Annotated in this window: 16 protein-coding genes and 1 pseudogene; 10 read left to right on the top strand and 7 right to left on the bottom strand. The window is 64.6% G+C overall.

What is annotated here, in order from left to right:
* Nucleotides 1–27: 27 nt before the first annotated feature.
* The 3 genes and pseudogenes from ACFVTG_RS13905 to ACFVTG_RS13915 all read right to left on the bottom strand — a co-directional run bounded on the left by ACFVTG_RS13905 (nucleotide 28) and on the right by ACFVTG_RS13915 (nucleotide 2151).
* Nucleotides 28–951, bottom strand: a complete 924-nt coding sequence (locus ACFVTG_RS13905) for an NADP-dependent oxidoreductase (protein WP_390281285.1) — start codon at nucleotides 949–951, stop codon at nucleotides 28–30.
* A gap of 156 nt (nucleotides 952–1107) precedes the next feature.
* Nucleotides 1108–1766: pseudogene (locus tag ACFVTG_RS13910) on the bottom strand (DUF1254 domain-containing protein).
* 1 nt (nucleotide 1767) lies between these two features.
* On the bottom strand, nucleotides 1768–2151 hold the full coding sequence (locus ACFVTG_RS13915; protein WP_390281287.1) for a DUF1214 domain-containing protein: 384 nt from the start codon (nucleotides 2149–2151) through the stop codon (nucleotides 1768–1770).
* Between the two features lie 605 nt (nucleotides 2152–2756).
* Between ACFVTG_RS13915 and ACFVTG_RS13920 the strand changes: the two genes are divergently transcribed.
* Nucleotides 2757–2891, top strand: coding sequence for a hypothetical protein (locus ACFVTG_RS13920; protein WP_390281289.1), 135 nt, complete (start codon nucleotides 2757–2759; stop codon nucleotides 2889–2891).
* Between the two features lie 269 nt (nucleotides 2892–3160).
* Here the strand turns inward: ACFVTG_RS13920 and ACFVTG_RS13925 are convergent, their stop codons facing one another.
* Both ACFVTG_RS13925 and ACFVTG_RS13930 read right to left on the bottom strand, forming a co-directional pair.
* Nucleotides 3161–10438 (bottom strand): RHS repeat-associated core domain-containing protein, encoded by a 7278-nt coding sequence (locus tag ACFVTG_RS13925; protein WP_390281291.1) that lies wholly within the window; start codon nucleotides 10436–10438, stop codon nucleotides 3161–3163.
* Nucleotides 10435–13296 (bottom strand): LamG-like jellyroll fold domain-containing protein, encoded by a 2862-nt coding sequence (locus ACFVTG_RS13930; RefSeq protein WP_390281294.1) that lies wholly within the window; start codon nucleotides 13294–13296, stop codon nucleotides 10435–10437. Before ACFVTG_RS13930 ends, ACFVTG_RS13925 begins: the two co-directional genes overlap by 4 nt.
* Before the next feature lie 133 nt (nucleotides 13297–13429).
* Here ACFVTG_RS13930 and ACFVTG_RS13935 point away from each other — a divergent pair, with 133 nt between their 5' ends.
* A complete protein-coding gene (locus ACFVTG_RS13935) occupies nucleotides 13430–13825 on the top strand; it encodes a hypothetical protein (RefSeq protein ID WP_390281296.1) in 396 nt (131 codons plus the stop codon).
* A gap of 354 nt (nucleotides 13826–14179) precedes the next feature.
* Here ACFVTG_RS13935 and ACFVTG_RS13940 read toward each other — a convergent pair whose 3' ends face one another.
* A complete protein-coding gene (locus tag ACFVTG_RS13940; protein WP_390281298.1) occupies nucleotides 14180–15805 on the bottom strand; it encodes an amidohydrolase in 1626 nt (541 codons plus the stop codon).
* Nucleotides 15806–15895: 90 nt separating this feature from the next.
* On the bottom strand, nucleotides 15896–16546 hold the full coding sequence (locus tag ACFVTG_RS13945; protein ID WP_390281300.1) for a TetR/AcrR family transcriptional regulator C-terminal domain-containing protein: 651 nt from the start codon (nucleotides 16544–16546) through the stop codon (nucleotides 15896–15898).
* Nucleotides 16547–16619: 73 nt separating this feature from the next.
* On the opposite strand from ACFVTG_RS13945, the gene ACFVTG_RS13950 reads away from it, so the two are divergent.
* The 8 genes from ACFVTG_RS13950 (at nucleotide 16620) to ACFVTG_RS13985 (ending at nucleotide 23686) form a co-directional block, all read left to right on the top strand.
* Entirely contained in the window at nucleotides 16620–17771 is a 1152-nt protein-coding gene (locus ACFVTG_RS13950) for a sulfite oxidase (protein ID WP_390281302.1), read from the top strand.
* A gap of 93 nt (nucleotides 17772–17864) precedes the next feature.
* A complete protein-coding gene (locus tag ACFVTG_RS13955; protein ID WP_284753267.1) occupies nucleotides 17865–18437 on the top strand; it encodes an SRPBCC family protein in 573 nt (190 codons plus the stop codon).
* Entirely contained in the window at nucleotides 18430–18825 is a 396-nt protein-coding gene (locus tag ACFVTG_RS13960) for a hypothetical protein (protein WP_284753137.1), read from the top strand. The genes ACFVTG_RS13955 and ACFVTG_RS13960 overlap by 8 nt, the downstream gene beginning before the upstream one ends.
* A gap of 41 nt (nucleotides 18826–18866) precedes the next feature.
* Nucleotides 18867–20108 carry a cation:proton antiporter gene (locus ACFVTG_RS13965; protein WP_390281304.1) on the top strand — a complete coding sequence of 414 codons (1242 nt, stop codon included), beginning with the start codon at nucleotides 18867–18869 and terminating at the stop codon, nucleotides 20106–20108.
* A gap of 72 nt (nucleotides 20109–20180) precedes the next feature.
* A complete protein-coding gene (locus tag ACFVTG_RS13970) occupies nucleotides 20181–21440 on the top strand; it encodes a hypothetical protein (protein WP_390281306.1) in 1260 nt (419 codons plus the stop codon).
* A gap of 69 nt (nucleotides 21441–21509) precedes the next feature.
* Nucleotides 21510–22133, top strand: coding sequence for a hypothetical protein (locus ACFVTG_RS13975; RefSeq protein ID WP_390281308.1), 624 nt, complete (start codon nucleotides 21510–21512; stop codon nucleotides 22131–22133).
* An 86-nt stretch (nucleotides 22134–22219) separates the two neighbouring features.
* Nucleotides 22220–22948, top strand: coding sequence for a YcnI family protein (locus ACFVTG_RS13980; RefSeq protein WP_390281310.1), 729 nt, complete (start codon nucleotides 22220–22222; stop codon nucleotides 22946–22948).
* Between the two features lie 105 nt (nucleotides 22949–23053).
* Nucleotides 23054–23686 carry a DUF4232 domain-containing protein gene (locus tag ACFVTG_RS13985; RefSeq protein ID WP_284753133.1) on the top strand — a complete coding sequence of 211 codons (633 nt, stop codon included), beginning with the start codon at nucleotides 23054–23056 and terminating at the stop codon, nucleotides 23684–23686.
* The last annotated feature ends 35 nt before the right edge of the window (nucleotides 23687–23721 follow it).

Raw genomic sequence — 23721 nt, forward strand, 5'->3', positions numbered from 1 at the left:
ACTGCGCGTGGTTAGCAGGACTGCTCGTTACGGCCGTAGTACCAGTTTTCCGTGGGTGTGTCGTTTTTCGAGTTCCCGGTAGGCGTCCTGCACGTCGTCGAGGGGGAAGACTCCAGCGATTGGCACTTCCAACTCGCCATGCGCGATGAACTCTGCAAGTTCGGCGACCACCGAGACATTTGACGCGTCCGCACCGCCTGCCGACTGGACCCCGAAACGCTCAACGGCACCGAAATCGGTGATCGTGTCGATCCGGTCAGTTGGAATTCCGAGGTCCTCTACAGCCATCGAAACGTATCCACCGCCGAAGAAGTCCAACAGTGCATCGATATGTCCGAACGGTGCCACGGCACGCAGCCGACGCGGGAGATCGTCGCCATAGTTGACCGGGATGGCGCCGTGGTCAGAGAGCCAGGAGTCGTTGGACGGCCCAGCGATTCCGAGCACCGTGGCGCCCGCTCGCTTAGCGAGTTGAACCGCGATTGAACCGACGCCGCCGGCCGCCCCCGCAATGGCCACCGTATCTTTCGAGGTGAGATGCACCGCACGCACGGCGGCGTAGGCTGTGACGCCTGCAACATAGAGAGAACCGGCCACGTCCCACGTCACCGCGAGTGGCTTCGGCGTCAACTGATCCGCTGGCACGGAGACGTACTCGGCATGGCTGGACCGTCGGGTCGAGAACCCGATCACCTCATCACCGACCGCGAACTCAGTAACCCCGGAGCCGAGCCCGGCCACCACACCCGCGAAGTCGCTCCCCTGACCCGAGGGAAAGCTCAGAGGAAAGATGTCCTTCACGGAACCGCTTCGAAGCGCGGACTCACTGATAACGATGCCAGCAGCCTTTATCCTGACCAGGACTTCCCCCTCGCCGGGTGTAGGCCGTGGCACGTCGCGCACCTCGAGAACTTCGATACCGCCGTATTGATCGAACTGCACTGCCTTCATGGCGTCCTCGCTCTCTAAATCCCCTCCCCACCATAAAGTTAGCCGACTTACTATTTTTTCGACAGGGGTCCGCAGAGCTTTAAGTTCGTCAAAGCCCCGAGTGCGGCACGCGGCGAGCCGTTCGCCGTCGTACATCTGGGCTGGTCCCGTCGACCGCTACTGCTTTAGCGGCGCGAGCTGGATTTGCTTCGCGAGCGCGTAAGCGGTTGGAAGATCGCTGTCGCCTTCGACGAACACTCGGCCAACGACGAGCGCGGAATGGGATGGCGGGGAAATCTGCGTCATCCCATTCGATACGGTTCCCTTCCAGCCGGGCCCGCTGAGGACATAGTCGCCGGCTTTGGTTCCCGTGGTGCGTTTGCCGACGTAGGCAAAATTTGTGCTTTTCGACGGGTCGGTGAACTGCATGCTGAAATAGCGCCCGGCCATGTCGGTACGTGCAGGATTTGCGGTCCTTTGCTCAAGTCGAGCCAGCCGCCGATGTAGAGCAAGTCGTCGGCCCCGGTTGCCATAAGGCTCCCGCGGGACGTCGCCGTTGACGGGGACGACGTGCCGGGCACGGCGTACAGCTTGTTGACGGGGATCGGGCCCTCACCGAATCCGTGCTTGAGTATCGCCCTCTTGTATCCGTTGACTGTGAGTCGCGGCCAGAGGTAGATGAAAGCGGGCGCGCCAAGCCCCCATACTATGACCGCCGCGATGACGAGTGGAACGATTCCGTCCCCGTTGGCGATCCGCCGGTAGATGACCCAGGCGAAGACGGCCAGTATGACGGCGGTAAGGGGCCGTCCGTACTTCAGGATGAGTCGGTTCATCTCACTGCGCCCTGACGATGCGCGGCAATTGGTACGTGCCGTCGAGAATTGCCGCGCCAGGCATATACACGCGGAACATCAGCTTGAAGTTCCCCGGCGGAATGGGCAGCCAGTTCTGCTCGTGGCCGCTCGGAGCCTGACGCTGGAGATAAATATCGACCGAACCGTCGGCATCATGTGCCAGAGCGGAACGGTCACCAACGCTGTAGCGGTTAGCGGGATTGTCCACCATGTACCCGACGGTGTCGGTCGGAGTGAGCGACCAGAAAGCGTCATGCGGCGGGAGTTTCCCGGGAGGAAAATGCAGGGTATATCCATTCCCGCCGCTCAGCGTTTGCCCTGAGCCATCCACAGTGGCGGTCCAGTACGCGGCCTCTTCAAACACGTTGGCAAGGCTTTGGCGCAAGCGGCCCGAACGAGGACTCCGTTGCCGGGCTGGCCGCACTTGCGGATAGCACTCCACCCGTTGACAGTCGTTGTGACGGCCCGGCCCACGGCATTCATCACGAGGATCGCCGTCAAGAAGGCCAACACGGCACCGAGAATCAATCCTTGCACCACACCGGACTGCGAGAACCACGCGAGGGCATTTGCCATAACCGCAAACTACCACTGAGCTAGGTGGCGGGGTGTGGTGTTCGGCATTGATCGGGCGAACCACGATGCAGGCGTTCCTTCGCGACGGATCAAAGGGGGTGTGCGATGTCTCGATCTAGGAACGGTCATTCTGGTATCCACACTCGCGGGCCAGCGATCGGGCAAGTGGGTTAAACCGCACACTGGCAAGCTCCCACGGTGGAGGACCGGCAATCGAAAATACAGCACAAGCACCCCCCTGCCCATGCTCCCGCTGGCAGGCGGGAGATCGCGAAGACGGTCAAGACATCCTCGCAGAAGGCCCAGGGCAAGAAACGAAAGGCAAACCAACCCGCATGGTGGAACAGAGCGAGGGCCGCTGCGTCTGTTTAGGTGCCTAAGCATGTACCGGACGTGCCTGTTAGTCACGGACAGGCCATCGCCGCGCGGCAGGCCAAGCAGATGGCGACCGACGAATCACTCGCCGCCCGCCTCATTGGGGTCGATCAACATTCGACCAACCTCTTTTGGCCCTTCGAGGACGACTAATTGCGCGCCAGGATAAAGCGCCTCCGAGCCTGGGGCATCTTCGACGAGGGCCCTGACGGATGCTTTCATCCATCCGTTTTCGTCCGGGCGGCTAAGCAATTCCAGCACAATGCTGAACTGCGGACCGGTTGCTGGCCAGCCCGGAAGCACTTCGGCCTCGCCACCTAAGTAGGGGACCGCTGTAGTTGTATAGGTCGGGCCAGGCGGAGGGCCAGATCGCCGCCCCCCCTCGGCCGCGGAACGAAATCGTAGGAGGCCGGTCCAAGTGGTCATTGCAGTTTCCATCCGAATCGGTTGAGCTGGTCAAGTTGGTGCTCCCCAACGTAGCGTGCTGGACCGATACCGTCGAGCTTCGCGAGCCGCATTAGTTGATCGGCGAACGACCCGGAGACTCGGACCTTGACCACCGATCCTTCGCCATAATTCAGGAGACTTCCCCATTGCGCTGCGTGCTCTCCGGATTCGGCGAACCACTTGCCGCCGAGTGAGTTCTTTCCAGGTTGAAAGCCGCTCTTTTCAATGTCGGCGAGTTCACCCGGACTGACGTGGCGATAGAGGTCCACGCCATCGTCCGCAGCCTTCGCGGCCTCGGCGCCGAGTTTCCCGATCTTGGCAAGTTTACCGAGAGGCCCAGCACCCACAGTCATCGCCATGTAGAGCCCATCGCCTTCGTCGATGGCGGGTTTGCCTTCGAGACTGTTTGCCCACATATCGAGCCCGACCGCCGAGAGCCCGCCGAGACCGGGCACGAACGACGCGTCAAAGCTGAGGTACCTCAGCGCTGTTGCGGAGGCGGCCTTATTGCCGTTTTTGCGTATGTATGCCATCGTTTCGTCGGCATCGATGACTTCCGGTTCCGGAGCGGCGGTGACGACGGGGTGGTACACAGGTACCACGGACGCATAGAAGCGTTGGTATGCGATTGGCTTCCAGGGAAGGAAATAGTCATTGAATGGGTGAGCGTCCTCCCATCGGGAATCAACGGCCCCGTATCCGTACCATCCCCCGTCACCATCTGTGAGCTTTGGTCCCAAGATCATGAGTCCGGAGGGGTCGGTGTTGTTGATGGCGTCGGCTTCGCCGTAGACGTACGGGGAGAAGTTCTTTGCGACGTCCGGTTTCAGGACGGGGTCAGGGCTGGTGAAGGCGCCTAGTACGGGGTCGAGGTCGCGGGCTCCGAGATGCGTCAGGGTGCTGATCGTGTCGGCGAGCCCCCCGATGTACCCGTTCACAGCGCCGTACCCGGTCGGGTTGGCGTCGTTGGACCCGACACCGGTGGTCCCAGCCGGGGCGGTGGCGTACGCGCCGGTTCCGGCCGCGGTCTGGGTGGGGCCGCGGGCCAGGCCGATCGGGTCGGTGTAGCGGGTTTGTGCAGTGACCGGGGTTGCCCCGCTGCTGGCTTGGACGATGGTCTGTGCCGTGTCGACGCCGTCGCTGATGATGAAAGCGAGTTTGATAGTCCCGCCGGTGGCGGCGCGCTGGGCGACGGTTTTGCCGGCGAAGCTATAGGACTTGGTCGCGGTTTTGACCCCGCCGGGGGTCATGTGTGCGGTGATGGTCCCGAGGGTGACGGTGGTGCCGGTGCCGTCGGTGAGCCCGACAAGGTTCCCTCCGGCGTCGTAGTACCTGGTTCCGGTGCTTCCCGCTGTCCCTGTGACGGGGGCCGGTGGGGTGCCGGCCGAGGCGGAAGGGTTCGGGTTCACGGGCAGGGTGGCTGTGCCGGTGGTGGTGGCGAGTTTCCCGTCGGGGGCGTAGGACAGGGTTTCCCCGGCGCGGCCGGTCATCCGCCCGGCCGCGTCCCAGGTGAAGGTGTTGGTTGTGGGTGTCCCGGTGGCGGGGGTGCTGGTCATGGACTGGAGCCGGTGCGGGCCGGGTTGCCCCGTGGCCGGAGCCGTGGAGTAGCCGGAGGTGTCGGCGATGAGCTGGACGGTACCGGAAGAGTTGTTCTTAAAGGACACCGTCCCGTCGGCCCCGACCGGGACGATGACCAAGTTCGGCACGGTCTGGCCCACGTCGAAGTTCACGTTGGACGTGCCCGGTTCCGGGGTCCGTCCGGCGTAGGCGGTGATATTCCCGAACGAAGTCGGGGACGTCACGGTCAGATTCAGGGCTACGGCGGAGACGCCGCTGGCGGGGATGCCGCCGCGGCCGGTGACTTTCAGGTTCACGGTCTGGCCGGCCCCGACGGGACCGGTGGTGCCGCCGGTGCCGTTGCGGGTATCCAGTTGCCGGGTCGGGGTCTGGGCCGAGAACGCCCCGGTTGCGGTGGGGGTGCCGGCGAGGTAGTAGCCGGAGGTGTCTGCGATGAGCTGGACGGTTCCGGTGGAGTTGTTGGTGAAGGAGACTGTTCCGTCGGCCCCGACCGGGACGATGGCGAAGTTGGGCACGGTCTGTCCCGCAACGTAGTTCACGTTGGAGGTGCCCGGTTCCGGGGTTCCTCCGGCGTAGGCGGTGATGTTCCCGACGGCGGTCGTGGAGGTGACCGTGATGTTCAGGGCGACGGCGGAGACGCCGCTGGCGGGGATGCCGCCGTGGCCGGTGACTTTCAGGTTCACGGTCTGTCCGGCCCCGACGGGGCCGTTGGTGCCGCCGGTGCCGTTACGGGTGTCCAGTTGCCGGGTCGGAGTCTGGGCCGAGAACGCCCCGGGGGCGGTGGGGGTGCCACCGAGGTAGTAGCCGGAGGTGTCCGCGATGAGCTGGACGGTTCCGGCAGAGTTGTTGGTGAAGGAGACTGTTCCGTCGGCCCCGACCGGGACGATGGCGAAGTTCGCCACGGTCTGGTTCGCGCCGTAGTTCACGTTCGAGGTGCCCGGTTGCGGTGTTCCTCCGGCGTAGGCGGTGATGTTCCCGAACGAGGTCGTGGAGGTGACCGTGATGTTCAGGGCTACGGCGGAGACGCCGCTGGCGGGGATGCCGCCGCGGCCGGTGACTTTCAGGTTCACGGTCTGCCCGGCGCCGACGGGACCGGTGGTGCCGCCGGTGCCGTTACGGGTGTCCAGCTGCCGGAACGGGGTCTTGGGTGAGAAGACACCCGGATCGGTGGGGTTGCCGGGGTAGTTGTAGTTTTCGGTGGTGGCGAGTTTGCCGGTGGCGTCGAAGCGTTTGACCTGGGAGCGGTCCCCGGCAGGGGTGTAGCTGTAGGCCTGGGCATAGGGAGCAGGTCCGCCAAGCCCTGCGGCCGACGTGGAGTCCGGCGTGGGGGCGGTGGTGCAGTTCTTCGCGGCCGAGGTCCAGACAGCGGCGAGCCGGGAGGCGTAGTCGTAGTTGTAGCACTGGTAGTCATCCGGTTGACCGGGCCGGGACGGGTACCACTGTTCCCGGGCGCTGAGCTTGCCGGAGGGCGTGTAGCTGTAGTTGGTGGTGCCCATGTCGGCGAGGACACCTTTGGCACGGTTGGACGCGGACTGGTTGGCCAGGCGCCCGGTGGTCGCGTCCCAGGTGAAGGTGAGCTGGTTCAGCCCGGTGGTGTCGGCCGTGGGGCTGGCGTAGTTGGGGTCGTATTGCTGGTAGGCGGCGATCTGGTTCAGATTGTTGTACTGGGTCCCGCCGGCAATGGTGTCAGTGCCGGCGGAGACGGAAGACGGGTTTTCGAACTCGTCGTAGCCGTTGAACGTTGTTTCGGCTGCTAGACCGCCCAGCGCGGGCGTGGTCTGGTTCTTCACCTGACCGGTCGTGGTGTAGGTGCGGGTGGTTGTGTAGTCCCCGGCGTACCCGGTCAGGGCGCCGGGCAGGGTCGTGGTGGTCGTGCCGGGCTTGTAGGCGGCGTTGTATCCGGACACGGCCGTGGTGACGGGCTGGTCGTAGTTGGGACCGTTGTACCGGGTGGTGGTGCTGGGCTGGCCCTTCTTCTCCGCGTCGAAGGTACTCGTGGTGAGGGGATGGGCGGTGCCGCCTTGCGGGGTGATGCTGGTGCTGATGGTCCTGTCCAGGGCGTCATAGCTGTAGCTGATCAGGCTGCCTGCAGCATCCGTGGTCGAGGCTATGCGCCCGGTCGGGTCGTAGCTGGTGGTTGTGGTTCCGGTGTCGGGGTCGGTGGCCGATATTTGGCGGCCGGCGGCGTCCAGGGTCCAGGTCCATTGGTTGCCGGCGGTGTCCGTCATGGAGGTCATCTGGGCCAGGGCGTCGTAGCTGTAGCTGGTGGTGTCCGGGGTGCCGGTGGGTGCGGTGCCGTGGTAGAGCAGCCGGGAGACGGTCTTGCCGCTGGCGTTCACGATAGTGGTGGCCGCGGATTCGCTTCCCGGCCCGGTTGTCGTGGTGGTGTCAGCGCCGGCGTAGCTGGTGTTGGTGGTCCAGAGCGTCTGGTTGCCGTTGGTGAGGGCGGTGTCGGTGATGAGGCGCCCGGCGGCGTCGTAGTCGTACTGGTCCGAGGATGATACGCCCACGTTTGGGATCATGAGGGTGGAGCCGGGGCTGGTGGTGTAGTAGTAGTCGTTGTTGACGAGTTGCTTGGCGCCGAAGGAGTTGTAGAAGGTGTCGGTGGCGATCGTGCCCCCGCCGGGTGAGAGTTTCTGGGTCTGGCGGATCCTGCCGAGCCCGTCGTAGATCTCGTAGCTGGAGATCGGTTGGCCGTTGCCGTTGATATTGGTGTGCTGGATCGATGACGGTGCGGACTGGGAGATCGTGTAAGCAATGGCCTGGGTCGGGGCGGCGTTGGTGGCCTGCGGGCGCATGGGGTCCCAGACGCCGGTGACGCGGCCGGAGGCGTCGTACTGGTAGCTGGTGACGTTTCCGTTCTCATCCGTAGCGGTGGTTTTGTTGCCGCGGATGGCTTCGAAGGCGGTGGTGGTGGTCCAGCCCAGCGGGTTGGTCGTCGTCACCGAGGCGGGCAGACCGGTCGCCGGGTTGTAGGCAGTGGAGGTGGTGCGGGCCGTCCCGGTGGTGTTGTCCGTGGAAGTCACGGTCCGGCCCAGAGGGTCATAGGTCTGGGTGGGTCCGGTTTTCCAGGTCATGACGGTCGTGCCGTTGACGGCGGTGGCCGTGTCGGTGCGGGCCGGGTTGCCCAGGGTCGGGGCCTGGTAGCCGGGTGCGCCGGGGGTGGCGGCCATGGAAGAGTCATAGAGTGTCTGCGCGGCGGTGAGGATGTTCCCGGCTGGTGCGCCGTTCGCGGCGCAGGGCCCTGCGTAGGTCGTGGTGGTGGCAGGCAGGGACAGCAGGTTCGCGCCGGTGCTTTCTGCGCCGGTGCTGTCCGCGTAAGCGGTCACTGTGCAACTGCCGGGGGTTACGCCGGTCTCCCCCGAATCGGACACGGAGGTAACCCGGCCGAGGCCGTCGATGGTGTTGGACGTGGTGGTGGTGCGGGTGCCGTTTCCGGTGCTGCTGGCAATGATCTTCTTCACCGAGGCTGTACCGGTGTGCCGGGCTGTCGGAGAACCGGTCCCTGATCCGGTGGCGGTCGCGCTGCCTGCGGCCCAGGGGATGGTGATGGTGGTGCTCAGCTGCGGGCCGGTCTCGCCCAGGAATTTTTGGGTTTCAACTGCCGTGCCGACAAACCATGGCGAGTCGGTGATGGTCGTGCCGTCCGAGGCGGTCACGGACGCGGATACCTTTCCGCCGGAGCTGTTCGAAGGTGTTCCGTCCAGGCCCCGCATGTAGGTGGTGATGCTGGAGGGGTTCTGACCGGCGACGGCGGCGTTGCCGCTGATGGTTTTGACCTTGGACCAGCCGGCGTTCACCGACCAGGTCAGCTGGGAGCCGCCGGCCCCAGGGACGTAGGCCGGTCCGGCGTATTTCCAGGCCGGGGTGCCTTGGTATTCATAGCGGGTGGGCATGTCCACACTGCCGGTGGTGGCGCCGGGCCCGGCACTGGTGGACACGGACGCGACCGGGTAGATGTGGAAGTAGTCCATCCGGGCCGTTTGGATGATCGGCTCGGTCGGGGTCCACCATTGCGGGAAGCAGCGCTTCGTGTTCGTCTCAGGCAAAGCCGGGAGATTGGTCGGGGTGCATTCGGCCCCCAGATAGGTCACTGCGATCGAGGCGCCGGTCACGGTCGTGATCTTGGAGATCCGGTTCCGGTCCAGCGGTGCGAGGCCGTCGACGACGTAGACCCTGTTCTGCAGGGCCTGGTGCGCGAAGGCCACGCCCGGTTCCGAGACTGCCCCGCCGACGCCGGTGGCGGTGTTGACACCCTGATGGTCCACCGAATCCAGCCACAGGGCCGGTTTTGTTCCGTCGCCGGGGGCCGGCATGGAGTGGTGCAGGTTCCAGGCGTCCACGTCCTGGTAGGTGGTCGGGCCTGTGTTAGTGCGGGTGGTGACCTTCAGCAGGCGCTGGTCGCCGTAAAAGGTCGGTGAGTAGGTTGCGCAGGTTCCGGTCGGTCCGCAGCCGAAGGTGGTGGGGACGTCGTCGCCTGCGGAGCAGGCCACACCGGTGCAGCGGGGCGTGTAGGCCAGCTCGATGCGCAGCGGGGAGGAAGAACCCAGTTCGGTGCCGGCGCGCATGCCGTAATCGACGCGGGCCAGGCGGCTGGAACGCACGTAGCTCTTCAGCGGACCCGTCCCGGCCTGGGTCGTGTAGTTGTTGGTGTCCTGGGTGTAGTAGAACGCCTCGGAGTTGTTGTGAATGTCCACGACGTAGTCCAGGTTCCAGGCGTAGGCCTGCTGGCACAGCGACTGGGCGAAGCTCCCGGCCGCGCAGGGCTGGGACGGGGTTGCTGCCCCGACCGGGACGGTGTCTGCGGAATTCGTGCTTGCTTTGGTGCCGTCCCAGTTCGGGAGGTGGTTGCGGCCGAAGAAGTACTGGGTGCCGGAGGTGTCGGTGAGTTTCCAGTAGCCGCCGTCAAAGGTGCCGTTGGAACCGGCGGCGGTCAGGTATTCGATGCGGGTGTTGTCATCGTTCTGAAGCCGGTACGTGCCGGTGACGGCGTCCTTGATGACCTGGCCGGAACGTCCGCCGAAGGAGATGCTGAACTGCTGGCCTCCGACGGCCCCGCACAGGTCATAGGAACCGGACACGCCCTGGTCCATACATGAGGCGAACTTCTGCCGGATGGACCCGACCCCGGCCAAGGACCAGCCATCCCCGATCACGGAGGCCTGGTTGTTTGTCGCACTCGTCAGCCCGTCGACCATCGCTGAGTCATAAGCCAAGCCCAGCGAAGGCGTCGGACCGGCGGGTGCCTTCCGGGTGGTGAAGGGGTAGCTCCAGGTGAAGCCGCCGGTCTGGCCTGTAACACCCCATGCACCGGAGGAAGCCCCGGGTGGTGCTGCGAAGTTCCCGGAGCCGTCGGCATTGGGGACCGTCCCCGGCGTCGTCATCGGGATGGTGCCCGTGAAGCTGGCAGGCTTCACGCTCGGCCCGGTGCTGGCCGCGCGGACGGCTGCCGGGTTGAGCCCGTCCACGAACGGCGGCGCGGCGGACGGCGCTTGGGCGGTTGCGCTCCAAGGGGTGACAGGGACAGCTGCCACGGGCGCCGGCAGCTGCGGGGTCCAACCGGCTGAGGGGTCCACGGTGATGGCGAACAAACCGGCCGAAGCGGTCACCGCGGCTGCGGACACTGCGAGGATAGCGGCCTTGCGGAGGCCCAGCCGGTTCCGGACCTTGCTCAATACAGAACTCCTTGCGTGGTGGTGGTGAATTTGGCTTGGGCGCTGGTGAATTGGTCCGTGGTGAGGACGCCCTTGGTCATGACGGGATTGAGGATCTGGCCGGTGAAGTTCTCACCGAGGCGCACCGGCTTTGTCGTGGAGGCAAGGTGGCTCTGCGTGGACGTGGCCGTGATCCACTTCGCAGTAGAGCCTTCGGTGCTTACGGTGATCCGCAACTGTTGGTTGACCTTGTCATAGACCGCGGACAGGAAGAACCATTTATTGTTCGACTGGGGTGATAGTCCTTGGACCTGTTCGAGGGCATTGCCCGTGGTCCAGGTATCCAGCTCGGGGACCCCGGTCGGGCTCAGCTGGAGTGCCCCGCCCACGGCCCCGGTGGTATCGGCGATCTGCGAGATTAGCGACTGGATGGTTGTTCCGCCCGCGGCCGTCGTGGGGCAGAACCATCCTGAGACGCTGAAACTCTGGGAGGTGTCCACGGCAGGCGACGATGTGGCACCATACTGGCCGGGGCCGTTGAGTTGAAGGGCGTTGATCTTTGTGCTGGTGGGATACCCCGAGCTCGCGTCACCCTGGCATGAACCGGTGTCGTACGGCGTGCCGTTGGTTTGCATGGCCACCGGCACCCAGCTCGCCCCGGGTTGTGGCGCGATAGTCAGCACGTTCGTGGGGCCGTCAGCCGGTATAGGCACCTTGAACTGGTAAGAGACCGGGGAGCTTTTGACCTGGCTGGAGACGTTGCCTGCATAGTCGAAGGACCACACGCTGAGAAGAGAGGAGTAATCAATCGGCGCGACCGTCGCTGTTACGTGCCGTCCGTCCCCCGGGCAAACCACCACGAACTCCTGAAGCCTCGTGGCGCACGTGACATTTGCCGGCACTTGGGTTGGTGTCGCGGTGTTGGTGACCGCATAGACGAATCCCTGGACCGGGTAGTCGCCCGGCTCATCGATCCCGAAGGCATACTGACTGACACCAACCGTGCCTTGGTTCGGGGCAGGGGTGTTGTCGTTGCCGGTGTTGGTCCCGGGGACGGTCGTGATGGACGAGGGAGGGGTGATGACCGGCGCTGCCGGCTGTGACGTTTTCACCGTGAAATTGAACTGCATGATCCCGGAGGACTGGCCTTGCTGATCCACGGCCTGGGCCTGCAACTGGTAATCTCCGTCGCCCAGGAACCCGCCCTGCCAGGACGGGTACCCGCCGGATCCCGGCGTGGATACCGGGGTGGGCGTGCTGAACATGAGCGTTAGGGATCCGCTGACACGATGGAAGACGCTCATCCACACCTGGATGGTTCCGCCCGCGTCACCGTCGGGATCGCTGGCGTGAACCATGTAGGCCGGGGTGTTCATCCTCGTCACATAGGTCGACGCGAACGGGGTCCCCGTCCAGCGACCGTTAGTGATCGTCCAGATATTCGGGGTCGTCGGGGGTGTGTCGTAGGTGACGATGACCGAGGCGTCGTTGTTGAACCGCTTCCAGCCCAGCGGATCACCCTCGTTGCCGGCGCGCAATGAGACCGTCCATTGACCGACCTGGTTCAGGGTGCTCTTCAGCGCCATCAGGTCGAACCCGACAGTCCCGGCCGGGCAGCCCGCCGAGTAACCCATCGCCACGGTCTTCGAGTCGACCTTCCCCACCAGCCCGGGCTGGGCGTTCCACGTGGTCCCCGGGCCGACTCCCCCGGTCACCCACGCATCCACCGGGGTGGCCGTGCACGAGGACGCCCACGTCTCCGTGGCGTTCATCCGGGCCGCGAGAATGACCTTGCCCACCATGGGCTGGGTCGCGAACTGGTAGAACCCGCGCGTCGTATGCTGCAGCCCGTCCGGCGCCCACGACGCCGGAAGGTACCCCACGTGTACCGTGGAATCCGTGTATTGGCCGTTCCAATAGGACGTACCCGGGTAGGCGCTGTCCACGTACAGGTACGAAGCCCGGACCACCGACCAGTCAGGGTCCACGTACAGCGGGTACTGCAGGTTCGGGGTGTTCAGGATTTTGTCCATCCCGAAGACCTGGGTCTGCTTCCCGTTCTCGGTCCCCAGGCTTAGGGAAAAGGGCCGGGTGATCCCGGGGCCTCCCGGGTCCGAGGCCGATGCCCCGGTCTGGGAGGAATCCCACCACTGGCCCGCGGCCGTGCGCAGTGCCGTGTTGCCGGTGTCCTTGCCTGTTGCGTCGAGACCGCCGTTGGCGTCGGTCTGGACGGTGGCGTTCTGCGCGTCCAGGAGGATGCGCATCTGCACCACGCGCGGGTCCTTGGCGGCGTCTGCCGTGGCGATTTTCAGGACCTGGGAGACGCCTGTCTTGTGTGCGACCTGGATCAGGTCCACCCCCGGCAGCACCGAAGGGTAGGTCGCCGTGTCGCCCTGAACCACCGGTTCTGGCAGGTTCCCGAAAGGCCAGGACTGGTGGATGGAGTGACCGGCCCGGTCATCCACGCTCGACATCTGCGTGCTGCCGCCCCGGGCCAAGGTGACATCAACGGGTGTCATCTTGGGCTTGAGGACCGGCAGCCCGTTGACGGTGGCCTGGACCAAGTCAGTGGAAATATCCTGCCAGCCACCGCCGGACTGCATCCGGACCGGCTCCGCAGTCACCGTCCGCGTTAACGTCCCGTCAGGATGAGCCACGGTCTGCTCGGTCGGCGTGGTCAGGGAATCAACCACCACGTCGGACCCGCTCTGGGCCGCCTGCGTCCTGGCCACGCTCTCCGTGACCTGGCCAGTGATTCCGGCGCCGACAGCGGCCGGCGAAGCCGAACCGGCCCAGGCCGCGCCAGGCGCCGTCAGAAGACCCGCAACGACCGACAAACCGCAAAAAGCGCGCAACAGCAATGAACGGCGAGATCCCACGGGACCACTTTCACGAGAAGGAAGTGCGTGGGATCCCCAAAAAAATAGACCGTTCCCCCAAAGCACGGAATGCTGAGAGAAAGCTACATGCTAATTGATTAGATCGGCAAGAGGCCGATCAAGGGGTCTGATTGTGACGGACGGAAGACCACCACAAGAATGCGCGAAAGAACCCGATCCGCAGCGTAAGCTTCATTCATTTGCACTGAACAGTGCCCAAAATCTTCAGGGGGAATACGTGACCGACTCGAACAAGCTTCAATACGAAACGATGCCGCAGCAAAATGGCCAGGCGGAGCCGGACATGGCCGAGTTCCACCTTCGGCAGGGACAGAAGTACCGCCGTGCATCCATCATCATCGGCATCGTCGGGCTGTTCCTGTTCGGCATTGCTGCGGGGGCCGTAGCGTTCACTATGGCCCGGCGGGCCGAAGCGGCCGGGGTCAAGGCAACTGCCGGAAAGGTCCTTGCCGTGCTGGATATCATCGGCGGCATCGTCGTCATGGCAATCTTCCTCAAAAACAGATAACCGCCAGCCGCCCTGGAAAAGAGTGCCCTAACGTCCCCGCGCAGGACGACGCCGGTACCAAGCAACAAAACCCCACAGCGCGACGATCAAACATACGGCAGCGACAATCCCCCGCCACCATACAAAAGGCTGCCACAGCCCGAATATCTAGGCCCAAACTAGGAGAACGCCACTCACGTCGAGTCGTGGGGCACGGATCTTCACGGAGGCTCTCCTTCTTTCATTTGTCTCAGTCCAGGAGCGCGAGCACCAAAGACCAACTCAATGAAGAATACTTTCCCAACGGCCCGCAGGCCGACGGCCCCACAGCCCGACGGCCGCACGGCCCGCCGTCGGACCCGGAGCCCCGGCCCCCTACCCCCGGTACCGCACTTCCCCGCCCACCACCGTGAGCGCGACTGACGCCGTCAGCAGCGAGTCCAGTCCGGCGTCGAACGGGTCCGTGTCCAGTACCACAAAGTCCGCCAGCATTCCGGTGGCGAGCGTACCCAGCTCAGCCTCCCGGCGGCAGGAGTAGGCCGCATCGCGGGTGGCATGGCTGAGTGCGTCGGCGAGGTCCAGGGCGTATTTCGGCAGGTTCGCCGGCAGGCTCGCGTCCAAGGCGGACTTCCGGGTGGTCGCGACGAACATGTTGGGCAGCGGCTGGTGCGGGGCGGTGGGAGCATCCGAGCCCAGCGCCAGGGTGGCGCCGGCGTCGGTGAATTCCGTCCACGGGTAGGCGCGGTCGACGCGATCGTCGCCCAGCATGGCACGCCAGTTCTCCTGCACAGCCGGATCCGCGTGGACGGGCTGCATGGAAGCCACCACACCCAGCCTTGCCAGGCGTTGGATGCTCTCCGCCGTCACGGTTTCCATGTGTTCAATCCTGTGCCGTCGATCCCTGGGCCCGTTCACCTCGTTGGCGTATTCCAAGGCGTCAAGGGCTACTTCGGATGCGAGGTCGCCGATCGCGTGAATGGCTACCTGGAGACCCTCGGCATCGGCGGCGGCTACCACCGGATTGAGGAACTCGGGCTGCCAGATCAGCTCCGCGTTGCTGCCGTCCGCATACGGTTCCTTCATGGCTGCGGTACAGCCGTCAATAACTCCATCCGCGATGATCTTGATGCCGATCACCCTCAGCCACGGCGAATTCACCTCGCGGGCCAGCTCCGCCGCGCGAGCCACCTGGGCAAGGTTTTCTTCATGGTTTCCGGTAGGAGCAACCAGCCAGTGGGCGTTGACACGTAGGGGCAGCGTTCCGTTTCCCCTCGCCAGCGCACGACGCATCGCGCCAAGCTCGTCTTCGACCAGCGCCATGTCGATTCCGCTCGTCACACCTGTGGACAAGTAGTGCTCGAATGCCGCAGCCAAGTGCTCGTCGCGCTGCTCATCGGTTGTCATGGAAGCCAATTTCGGCCACGCGTACTCATGCATCGCGGTTTCTTCCAACAGCCCGGTTGCCTCGCCCGTTTCCGGATCGCGCAGGATCCTGCCGCCCAGCGTGTCCGGTGTGTCCTTGTCGATGCCCATCTCCGCCAGCGCAGCGGTGTTGACCCACATGGAGTGGAGATCGTTCGCGTCCAGGTACACCGGGCGGTCGGGCACGACGGCGTCAATCATCGCCGCGGTCGGCGCACCGCCCGGGATGGCCGAGAACAGCCAGCTGGTGCCCAGGATGCGCGGAGCCTCCGGATTTGCGGCGGCGGCTTCCTTGAGGCGGAGCTGGATCTCCTCGAGGTTGGCGGCGTCGCGCAAGGCAACCTTCTGCATGGTCTGGCCCATCATCACGATGTGCGTGTGCGCGTCGATGAAGCCCGGGAGCACAAAGGCACCACCCAAATCCACGACGGCGGCCGGAACCGCCATCCGAAGCGCCTCGGGCTCGCTGCCAACAAAAGCCAGTCGCTCTCCCTCAACAATCATGGCCTCGGCAGCAGCAGGCCCGGCTGCGGTGAAGATCTTGGCGTTTCGGTACAGGGTGCGCGGCAAGGTGGTCACTGGGGGTTCCTTAATCACTAAACGAAAGGCTTTCGTTTAGTATGGCGAGCAACCTCGTCGAGCACAAGCCCGGGCGGAAACTTCCCTTGACTACGCGGGATCCTGCCTGGTCAACGCCCCATCCGGCCTTGCCCGCAAGCGCAGGCCGTCCATGAGGACCTCAAGCCCGAACTCGAAAGCCGTTTCGGCCCGGTCGGTGAGTTCCGATGCTCCCTCTACGGCACGTCCCAGCGCGGAGTCGGTGCCCGGTGCCACATCCCAAACACTGCCCGGAGCGGCCAGGTCGAGCGCCGCGCCAATGGCGAAACTGTCAATCATGGCGAGGGTCGAGGCAACCTCAGGGCCCCGAAAGCCAGCATCCTCCAGGGCAGAAGCCATGCGCTCATAAAGGGCGATGACGTGGGGGTTCCGGACGGTCTGCATCACCATGAGCGGGGCCGCACGCGGATGCCGGGCGAAGTTTTCCCGGTAGGTGCGGATCTCGGACCGCAGCACATCCTCCCAACTGGCCTCGGCACCGGGAGCCACGTCGAGAGGCAACGGCTCGCCTTCGGTAATGCGGCCCCGGACCAGTTCCAGGATCTCTTCCCGTCCCGACACGTGGTTGTAGATGGAGGACTGGCTGACACCGATCCGCGCGGCGAGTTTGGGGAGGCTAAAATCGCCGGTCTCATCAATGAGTTCCAGGGCGGCCGTGACCACGGCATCGATGGAGATCAAGGGTTTGAGCGGGCGCGCCATCAACGGACTCCTGAGGTTGTTTAGGACTCAAACTATCAGTGACACCACCGCCACGGGCGGCCATACTGGGATCATGAGCGTCAACACCCGCCGCACAGCGGAAGGCGCCGCTGTTGCCACCCCGGCCCCCACCGCCCCTGCTGCTCCGACAGAACCAACCACACCGGCCACTCCAACAACCGGTCCCATCACCCGCGAAGAACTGCAACTGGCTTCGCGCAACCACGCCATGCCGTTGGAGATGCTCCGATGGCCCGTCACACCGCTGGGCATGCACTATCTCCTGGTCCATTTCGACGTCCCCCAGATCGATCCCGTCTCGTGGCGGCTGAATATCGGCGGACTCGTAGACCATCCGCACGAATACACCCTGCCTGACCTCCAGCACCGCGAGCGCCGCACTCAAGCCGTCACGATGGAGTGCGCCGGCAACGGCCGCTCGCGGCTGGAACCGCGGCCTGTGAGTCAACCATGGGACCAGGGTGGAGTGGGCACCGCCGAATGGACCGGTACCCCGCTCGCTCCGTTGCTGCTCGACGCGGGCGTCTCCCCCGACGCCGTCGAACTCGTCTTCACGGGCGCGGACCGCGGGATCCAAGGCGGTGTGGAGCATCAATACGCGCGCAGCCTGACGCTCGCGGAAGCAATGTCCGACGACGTCCTGCTCGCCTATGAGGTGAACGGCCAAGCCCTGCCACCGCAGCATGGCTACCCTGTCCGGCTGCTCGTTCCGGGCTGGTACGGGATGACGAGCGTCAAATGGCTGCAATCCATCGAGGCAATAGACCACAGCTTCGACGGTTACCAACAGCTCGACTCCTACCGCTACACCCAAGACGCAGACGATCCGGGCGAACCCGTTCAGCGGATCAAAGTCCGCTCCCTCATGGCTCCCCCAGGCGTCCCCGATTTCTTCACGAGGCAACGCACTGTCGACGCCGGACCTGTCCAGCTGAGCGGCCGGGCCTGGTCCGGGAAAGGAACCGTAGATAGCGTTGAAGTCTGTGTGGACGGGGCCTGGGAGGAGGCCCAACTTCAAGCTCCGACCGGCCGGCATGCGTGGCGTGGATGGACGTTCACGTGGATCGCAACGCCCGGTTCCCACGAGCTGGCATGCCGCGCGACGGATTCCACCGGGCAGACCCAGCCGGAGGCGCCGGAGTGGAACTATCAAGGCATGGGAAACAATGACATCCAACGGCTGACGGTGACCGTCCGGGAGTAACCAGCCCGCGGGCACGCCGAAGCCGGGCCGTTGACCGTGTGCAACGGCATGAGTACTGTGAGTCCACTATCCATCCGCGCCGTGGAGGCAGCAATGGGCGGCATTTCCAAGAGCAACGCCGACTACGAGTTCCTCACAGTGTGGCGCGTCGCGGGGACCCCGCGCGAAGTCGTGAATATTTTGGGCGACGCCGGAACACTGCCCCACTGGTGGCCTTCGGTGTATTTGAGGGTTGTTCCGCTGGATCCGGGAAATGCGGACGGGACCGGAAAAGCCTTCTCGCTGCACTCGAAAGGCTGGCTGCCGTACACGCTTCGCTGGAGGTTCACTGTCACCGAACCCATCACCGAGAGAGGTTTCGCGATCGCAGCGAGCGGTGACCTGAGCGGTACCGGGCGCTGGACTTTCGAACAGGACGGACCGGAAACGGTGGTCACCTATGATTGGCGGGTCAGCACCTCGAAACCGCTGCTCCGGCGGCTAAGCTGGCTGCTCAAGCCCGCTTTTGCCGCGAATCACCATTGGGCGATGGCGCGCGGTCAGGAGAGTCTCGCCCTTGAATTACGACGACGACGTCCCGGCACGGACCTCTCCAAGGTCCCGCGTCCGGCGCCCCCTACGTTTGCAAGCCGTTACCGCTGGCCAAGGAGCACAACGCATGCCTGATGACAACAAAGACGAAGTCCGCTGGTTGGCGCAGCCCGAGGACCAGGACTATCCGAGCGCGGCGGACTATTTGTCCCTGTTGGAATCAGACGACGTCGTTGCCTCCGTGGTCGCGGCGCTCAAGGATGCGCCCATCCAGCACCGCAAGGCCAAGGACATCCTCCGTGCCGCGCGGCTGGCGCTGTTGCCCGAGGACAACGCCCACGTCGCCTCGGACTTGAAGAAGATCAAGGAGGGCAAGAGGCTCTCGCCTATCCTCATGGTCAAGGGCGACCTTGCCCGGGGCATTCCTGCGCAAGTGGCCGATGGCTATCACCGGGTGTGCGCAAGCTACTACACGAACGAAAACACCGACATTCCCCTGAAACTGGCTGATGCGCCCCGGTGACCGCCGCTAACCAACCGCAACGCCGGTAGAAGGAGGAACGTGTGTCGTTCTTTCAGCTTTCGCTGATCGCCGCGGTCGCGCTCCTCGGACCGTTGCTCGCGCTCCCCCGGAAATGGCACCTTCCGGTTGTGCTGGGACAGTTGCTGGCGGGCATCGTCATCGGACGCACGGGTCTCGGCCTGGTGGACTCCTCGGATCCGACGTTCACGTTCGTGGCCGACGTCGGATTCGCCCTCATCATGTTCGTCGCCGGGACGCATGTCCCCGTACGGGACAAGGCCATCCGTCCCGCACTGGGTAGCGGCGCACTGCGCGCCGGCATCGCGGCGGTGCTGGCCGCCGTCGTCGGAGTCGTCATCGCTTTAGCCTTCGGCACCGGACATGCTCCCCTCTACATCGTTCTGCTCGCGTCCTCCTCAGCAGCGTTGGTCTTGCCGATCGTCGACTCCCTTCGGCTGACAGGGCCGAAGGTCCTGACGACGACGGCGCAAGTGGCGATCGCTGATATCGCTTGCATTGTGGCGCTTCCGTTAGCCGTTGACCCGCCGAACGCCGGCCGGGCGGCGGTCGGGGCAGCCGTCGTCGCGGCTTGCGCGCTGGTCCTGTTTTTTGTGCTTCGCTGGCTGGAGAACAGCGGCAACCGCGGACGGCTGCATGACCTGTCCGAAGACCGGAAGTTCGCCTTAGAACTACGGATCCAGCTGGCCTTGCTGTTCGCGCTTTCAGGGCTCGCGGTCCTTGGCCACGTCTCCATCATGCTGGCCGGGTTCTCCTTCGGTCTGGTGGTCTCCGCGGTGGGCGAACCCCGTCGCCTGGCGCACCAGCTCTTCGCCGTGAGCGATGGTTTCCTGGGGCCGGTGTTCTTCGTCTGGCTGGGCGCATCGCTCGACCTGCGGACCCTCGCGGGCAGCCCGAGAATGATCCTCCTCGGGATCTGCCTTGGCTTTGGAACATTGCTGGTGCACGGAAGCATCCGGGCCCTCGGCCAGCCCCTGCCGCTCGCAGTACTGGCCTCGTCCCAATTGGGAGTACCGGTTGCAGCCGCCACCATCGGCTCCCAATTGCACCTGCTGGAACCGGGAGAAGCGGCCGCCATGATCCTTGGCGCCCTCATCAGCATCGGGGCAAGCACCATCGCCGGCTCGCGGGCGGCACGCAGATATTCGGAAGCCGCGCCGGAATCCGCGCCGGAATCCGCGGGCAAGGGGCCAAAGAGCGAGGGTCCGTCCGACAAAGGCCAAGCCGGCAAGCCGTCGGAGGGCGGTCCAGCAATAACTGCCTGATTTCCAAACCCGCGTATTGATTCGGGTAACGTCAGTGCGGTAGTTGTGCGCCCGGGAAGCGAAGGAGCAGCCATGAGCCGGAAGACGAAAAAGCCAAAGGCCCGCGGCGGGCACCTCAAGGCAGTGCCTTCGGCCCCCAAAATGCCTTTGCAGTTGGTCCTCAACCATCGCGTAGTCGACTCCCTCACCCCGGAATTCGTTCATTGGTACGAAGGATTCAGTGACGCCGAAGACGCCTTAAGGTGTCTGCACATCGTCAAACTCTTCATCTCGGCGAGCCACGCGATCAGCGAGGAAAGCTCCGCAACCAGGTTCGACCCTGACAGCTTGGACGATGCAGCCCTTGCCCTTGCCGGGATGCTTGACGTGGCTGACAGCGATGAGGCGCTTGTCGAGATCTTCGATTACTTGCACCTTTATGCTGAATTCCTCTTTGAAACGGGCCGCTGGTCGGGAACCGAGGAGGACTACTTCGTCCTCCATATGCTCCTCAACGAAGAAGCTGACGGGGAATTGGATCTTCCAGGCGATATCCCGGAGCTCTCCGACGAAGAGCAGGACCGGGCGTTCCAGGAACTCCCGGTCCTCCAGTTGACCGGACGTTTGCTGGAGTGGCTGGGATCCGGAAAGGACGTCACCAGCACGGGCGTGCTCCGGCTGAAAGACATTGAAGGTGCGGCCGGAGCGGTAGGAGTGAAAGCCAGAGGGAAAAAGACCGGGAAACGGCCTCTCCCGGAGGGCCAGGGCGCGGCCGAAGTCGAGGGCGAAGTCGATCCTGAGTCATTTGAAGCCGGCTCCATGCACGAAGTTCCCGTACTAAGCGATATCTGGGCTGCCATGGTCGGCACCCGTATCCTGTCGATCGGTTCGACGCGTGCGGTACCTGGCGCTGGCGCCGAATCGTGGCACTCCCAGGACCTCGACTCGAGGCTTCAGATCCGGCGTGAGTTCCTCACGGTATTCCTTGCAAGTGCAGTGATGGATTCCGGCAGCATGGGGGAAAAAGGTCCCCGGGATAATGCAACCCTGGCCAGGGTCCTCTTGAAGGGAGCCAGTGGGGAGCCCGTCAGCGTGGACGAACTCAAGAGTGCGGCAGCGAACGAAACGGTGGGCAGCGCGTTGCCCACTTTCGAGGCGATCCGGGCGCTCCGCGAGCTCGCCACCCTCGCCGATCTTGGCCTCGTCGACGTGGACACCCACTACACCGTTCCCCCGGCGGTCATCCAGTGTGTGATCCCGGCGCTCGCCCTGGTTCTTACGATGGAAGACAATTTCGAACCGGGCCCGTCACCTGACCCATCCGACAGCGGCCCGGTCACGAACCACCGATAGAATATCCAGGTTGACCAGCCGGAACTGGACGGTCAACCATCCGCTTGAACGCTACCGAGGGAGGAACCCGTGCGCGCATCGCATGCCCGGACACCCTTCCATGCCATGCGTTCGGGCGCTCTGGCTATCGCCATTGTGGCCCTCGCGGCAGGGGCCCACGTCCTCTCCGGCGGCGCGCTTCCAGTGGCACCGGTATTGCTGGCCGTCCTCGCATTGACCGGGCTCGTCACGACTCTTGCCACCCGGTTCAAGCTCGGATTCCCGGCCATCGCCGCGCTTCTGGGAGCCGGCCAGCTGGTCCTGCACGAAGCCTTCACGGCGTTCGGCCCGCTTACCGTTCCGGCTCCGGGTTCACCGGCACACCACTTGGCGGCCGAACACCTCTCCCCGCCGCTGGGCGCTGAAACAGTACATTTTCACGAGGTCGACACTCCCCTCAGCTGGTTGATGCTGACCGGGCACGCCCTCGCCACTGCCGCTTCGGCATTGCTCCTGGCCAAGGGCGAGCAGGCACTGTGGCAGCTCGAGGCTTGGCTTCGTCCCCTCCTACAGCTCCTCCGACTGATCTTCAGGCCCGATGCCGGTAGCGGAGCTGTTGCGTTCAGCGCACCTCCGGTATTCATCCCCCGCCCGTGGCGGAACCTCAGGCAAGACAGCAGACGCGGCCCGCCCGCCGTCGTCGTACCCTCCTGACTCCGCCCGGCACCGCCTTCAACTGGTGACGGGCACATCCCCCGCACTTTGGCGCGCTTTCGCGCGCCCGTTGAAAGGCAACAACCATGAACAAGTCCTCACTCCGCCGTGCCCTCTCCGCTACCGCAATCGCGGGCGGCACCGCCGCACTGATGATGGCCGGGCTCGCAGGCGCATCCGCCCACGTCTCCATCAACCCGGACAAGACCACCGCCAACTCGTACGCGCTACTGACCTTCGGCGTCCCGCACGGCTGCGACACCTCGGGCACCACCAAGCTGACCATCAACCTCCCCGAGGAACTGACGGACGCCACGCCCACGGTGAACCCCAACTGGACGGTCGAGAAGGTGACGCAGACCCTGCCCGAACCCAAGAAACTGGCCGACGGCACATCCATCACCAAGCGCACCAGCCAGATCGTCTACACGGCCAAGGCCCCGCTGGACCCGCACTTGCGCGACGCTCTGGTCCTGTCCGTGAAGCTGCCCGACGCCGCCGGCAAGACCCTCTACTTCCCGACGCTCCAGAACTGCGAGCAAGGGCAAACAAACTGGGCTGAAATCCCGAAGGACGGCCAGGACCCGCACTCGCTGAAGGCTCCGGCTCCGTCGGTGGCCGTCACAGGCGCGGATGCGGCCGCGGCTGGCGGTCATATGGCTGCTTCAATCTCCACAGAGCAAGCAGCTTCCGTTACCGACGACGGCTCGCAGGCACGCAGCTGGGCCGGTCTGATCGCAGGGGTGGCCGGGCTGGGGCTGGGCGGCGCGGCCTTCTTCCGCAGCCGTTCCGCCAAGGCTTCAGTGTCCAAGTAACGAGTCCGCTGGGTCGGCGTCCGGAACATTACGATCCGGACGCCAATCCGGCGACGCTGCCGCGCCGTAGTTGACTCCGGCAAATGACGACGAAATGCTGTGCGCATGACGAATATGCGAGTCAAGAACGGTCTCCTGCTCACAATGGCAGCAACCTCGTTATTCCTGCTCTCCAGCTGCGCCCAAAGCCAAGTCCAGCCCTCGGGCACAGCCACGCCCAGCGACACGGCTTCGGCCTCGTCGTCACCCTCGGCCTCGAGTACTCCGACTTCAAGCGGTAGCGCCACACCATCGAGCTCCGGGACGACGGCATCCGGCGTCGCCCTCTGCAAAGCGGGCTCGCTGACGGCTTCTGTCGACTCCACCGGGGGTGGAGCGGCAGGCAGCGTCTACATGAAACTCATCCTCACCAACTCCGGTACGCAACCCTGTGTCCTCAATGGCTTCCCGGGCGTCTCACTCACGTCCGGACCCACGGGCGATCCGATCGGCGCGGCCGCCGCGCGCGACGACACCCAGCCTGTGACGGAAGTGGTCCTTGCTCCGGGGAAGGCCGGTTTCGCCCAACTCCGCTACACCCAGGCCGGCAACTACCCCGAATGCACCCAGGCACCTGCCGCGGGCTTCCGGGTCTACCCACCGGAGGACACTGCCTCGCTGTTCATCCCGCAGCAACGCACGGCCTGCAGCAACACCAATATCAACCTCCTGAGCGTCCAGGCGTTCCAGGCGGGGTAGGCGGTCTAGCCCTGAACCTTATTGTGTCGGTGCGG

This window comes from Arthrobacter sp. NPDC058127, assembly GCF_042884555.1.
Lineage (GTDB): Bacteria > Actinomycetota > Actinomycetes > Actinomycetales > Micrococcaceae > Arthrobacter.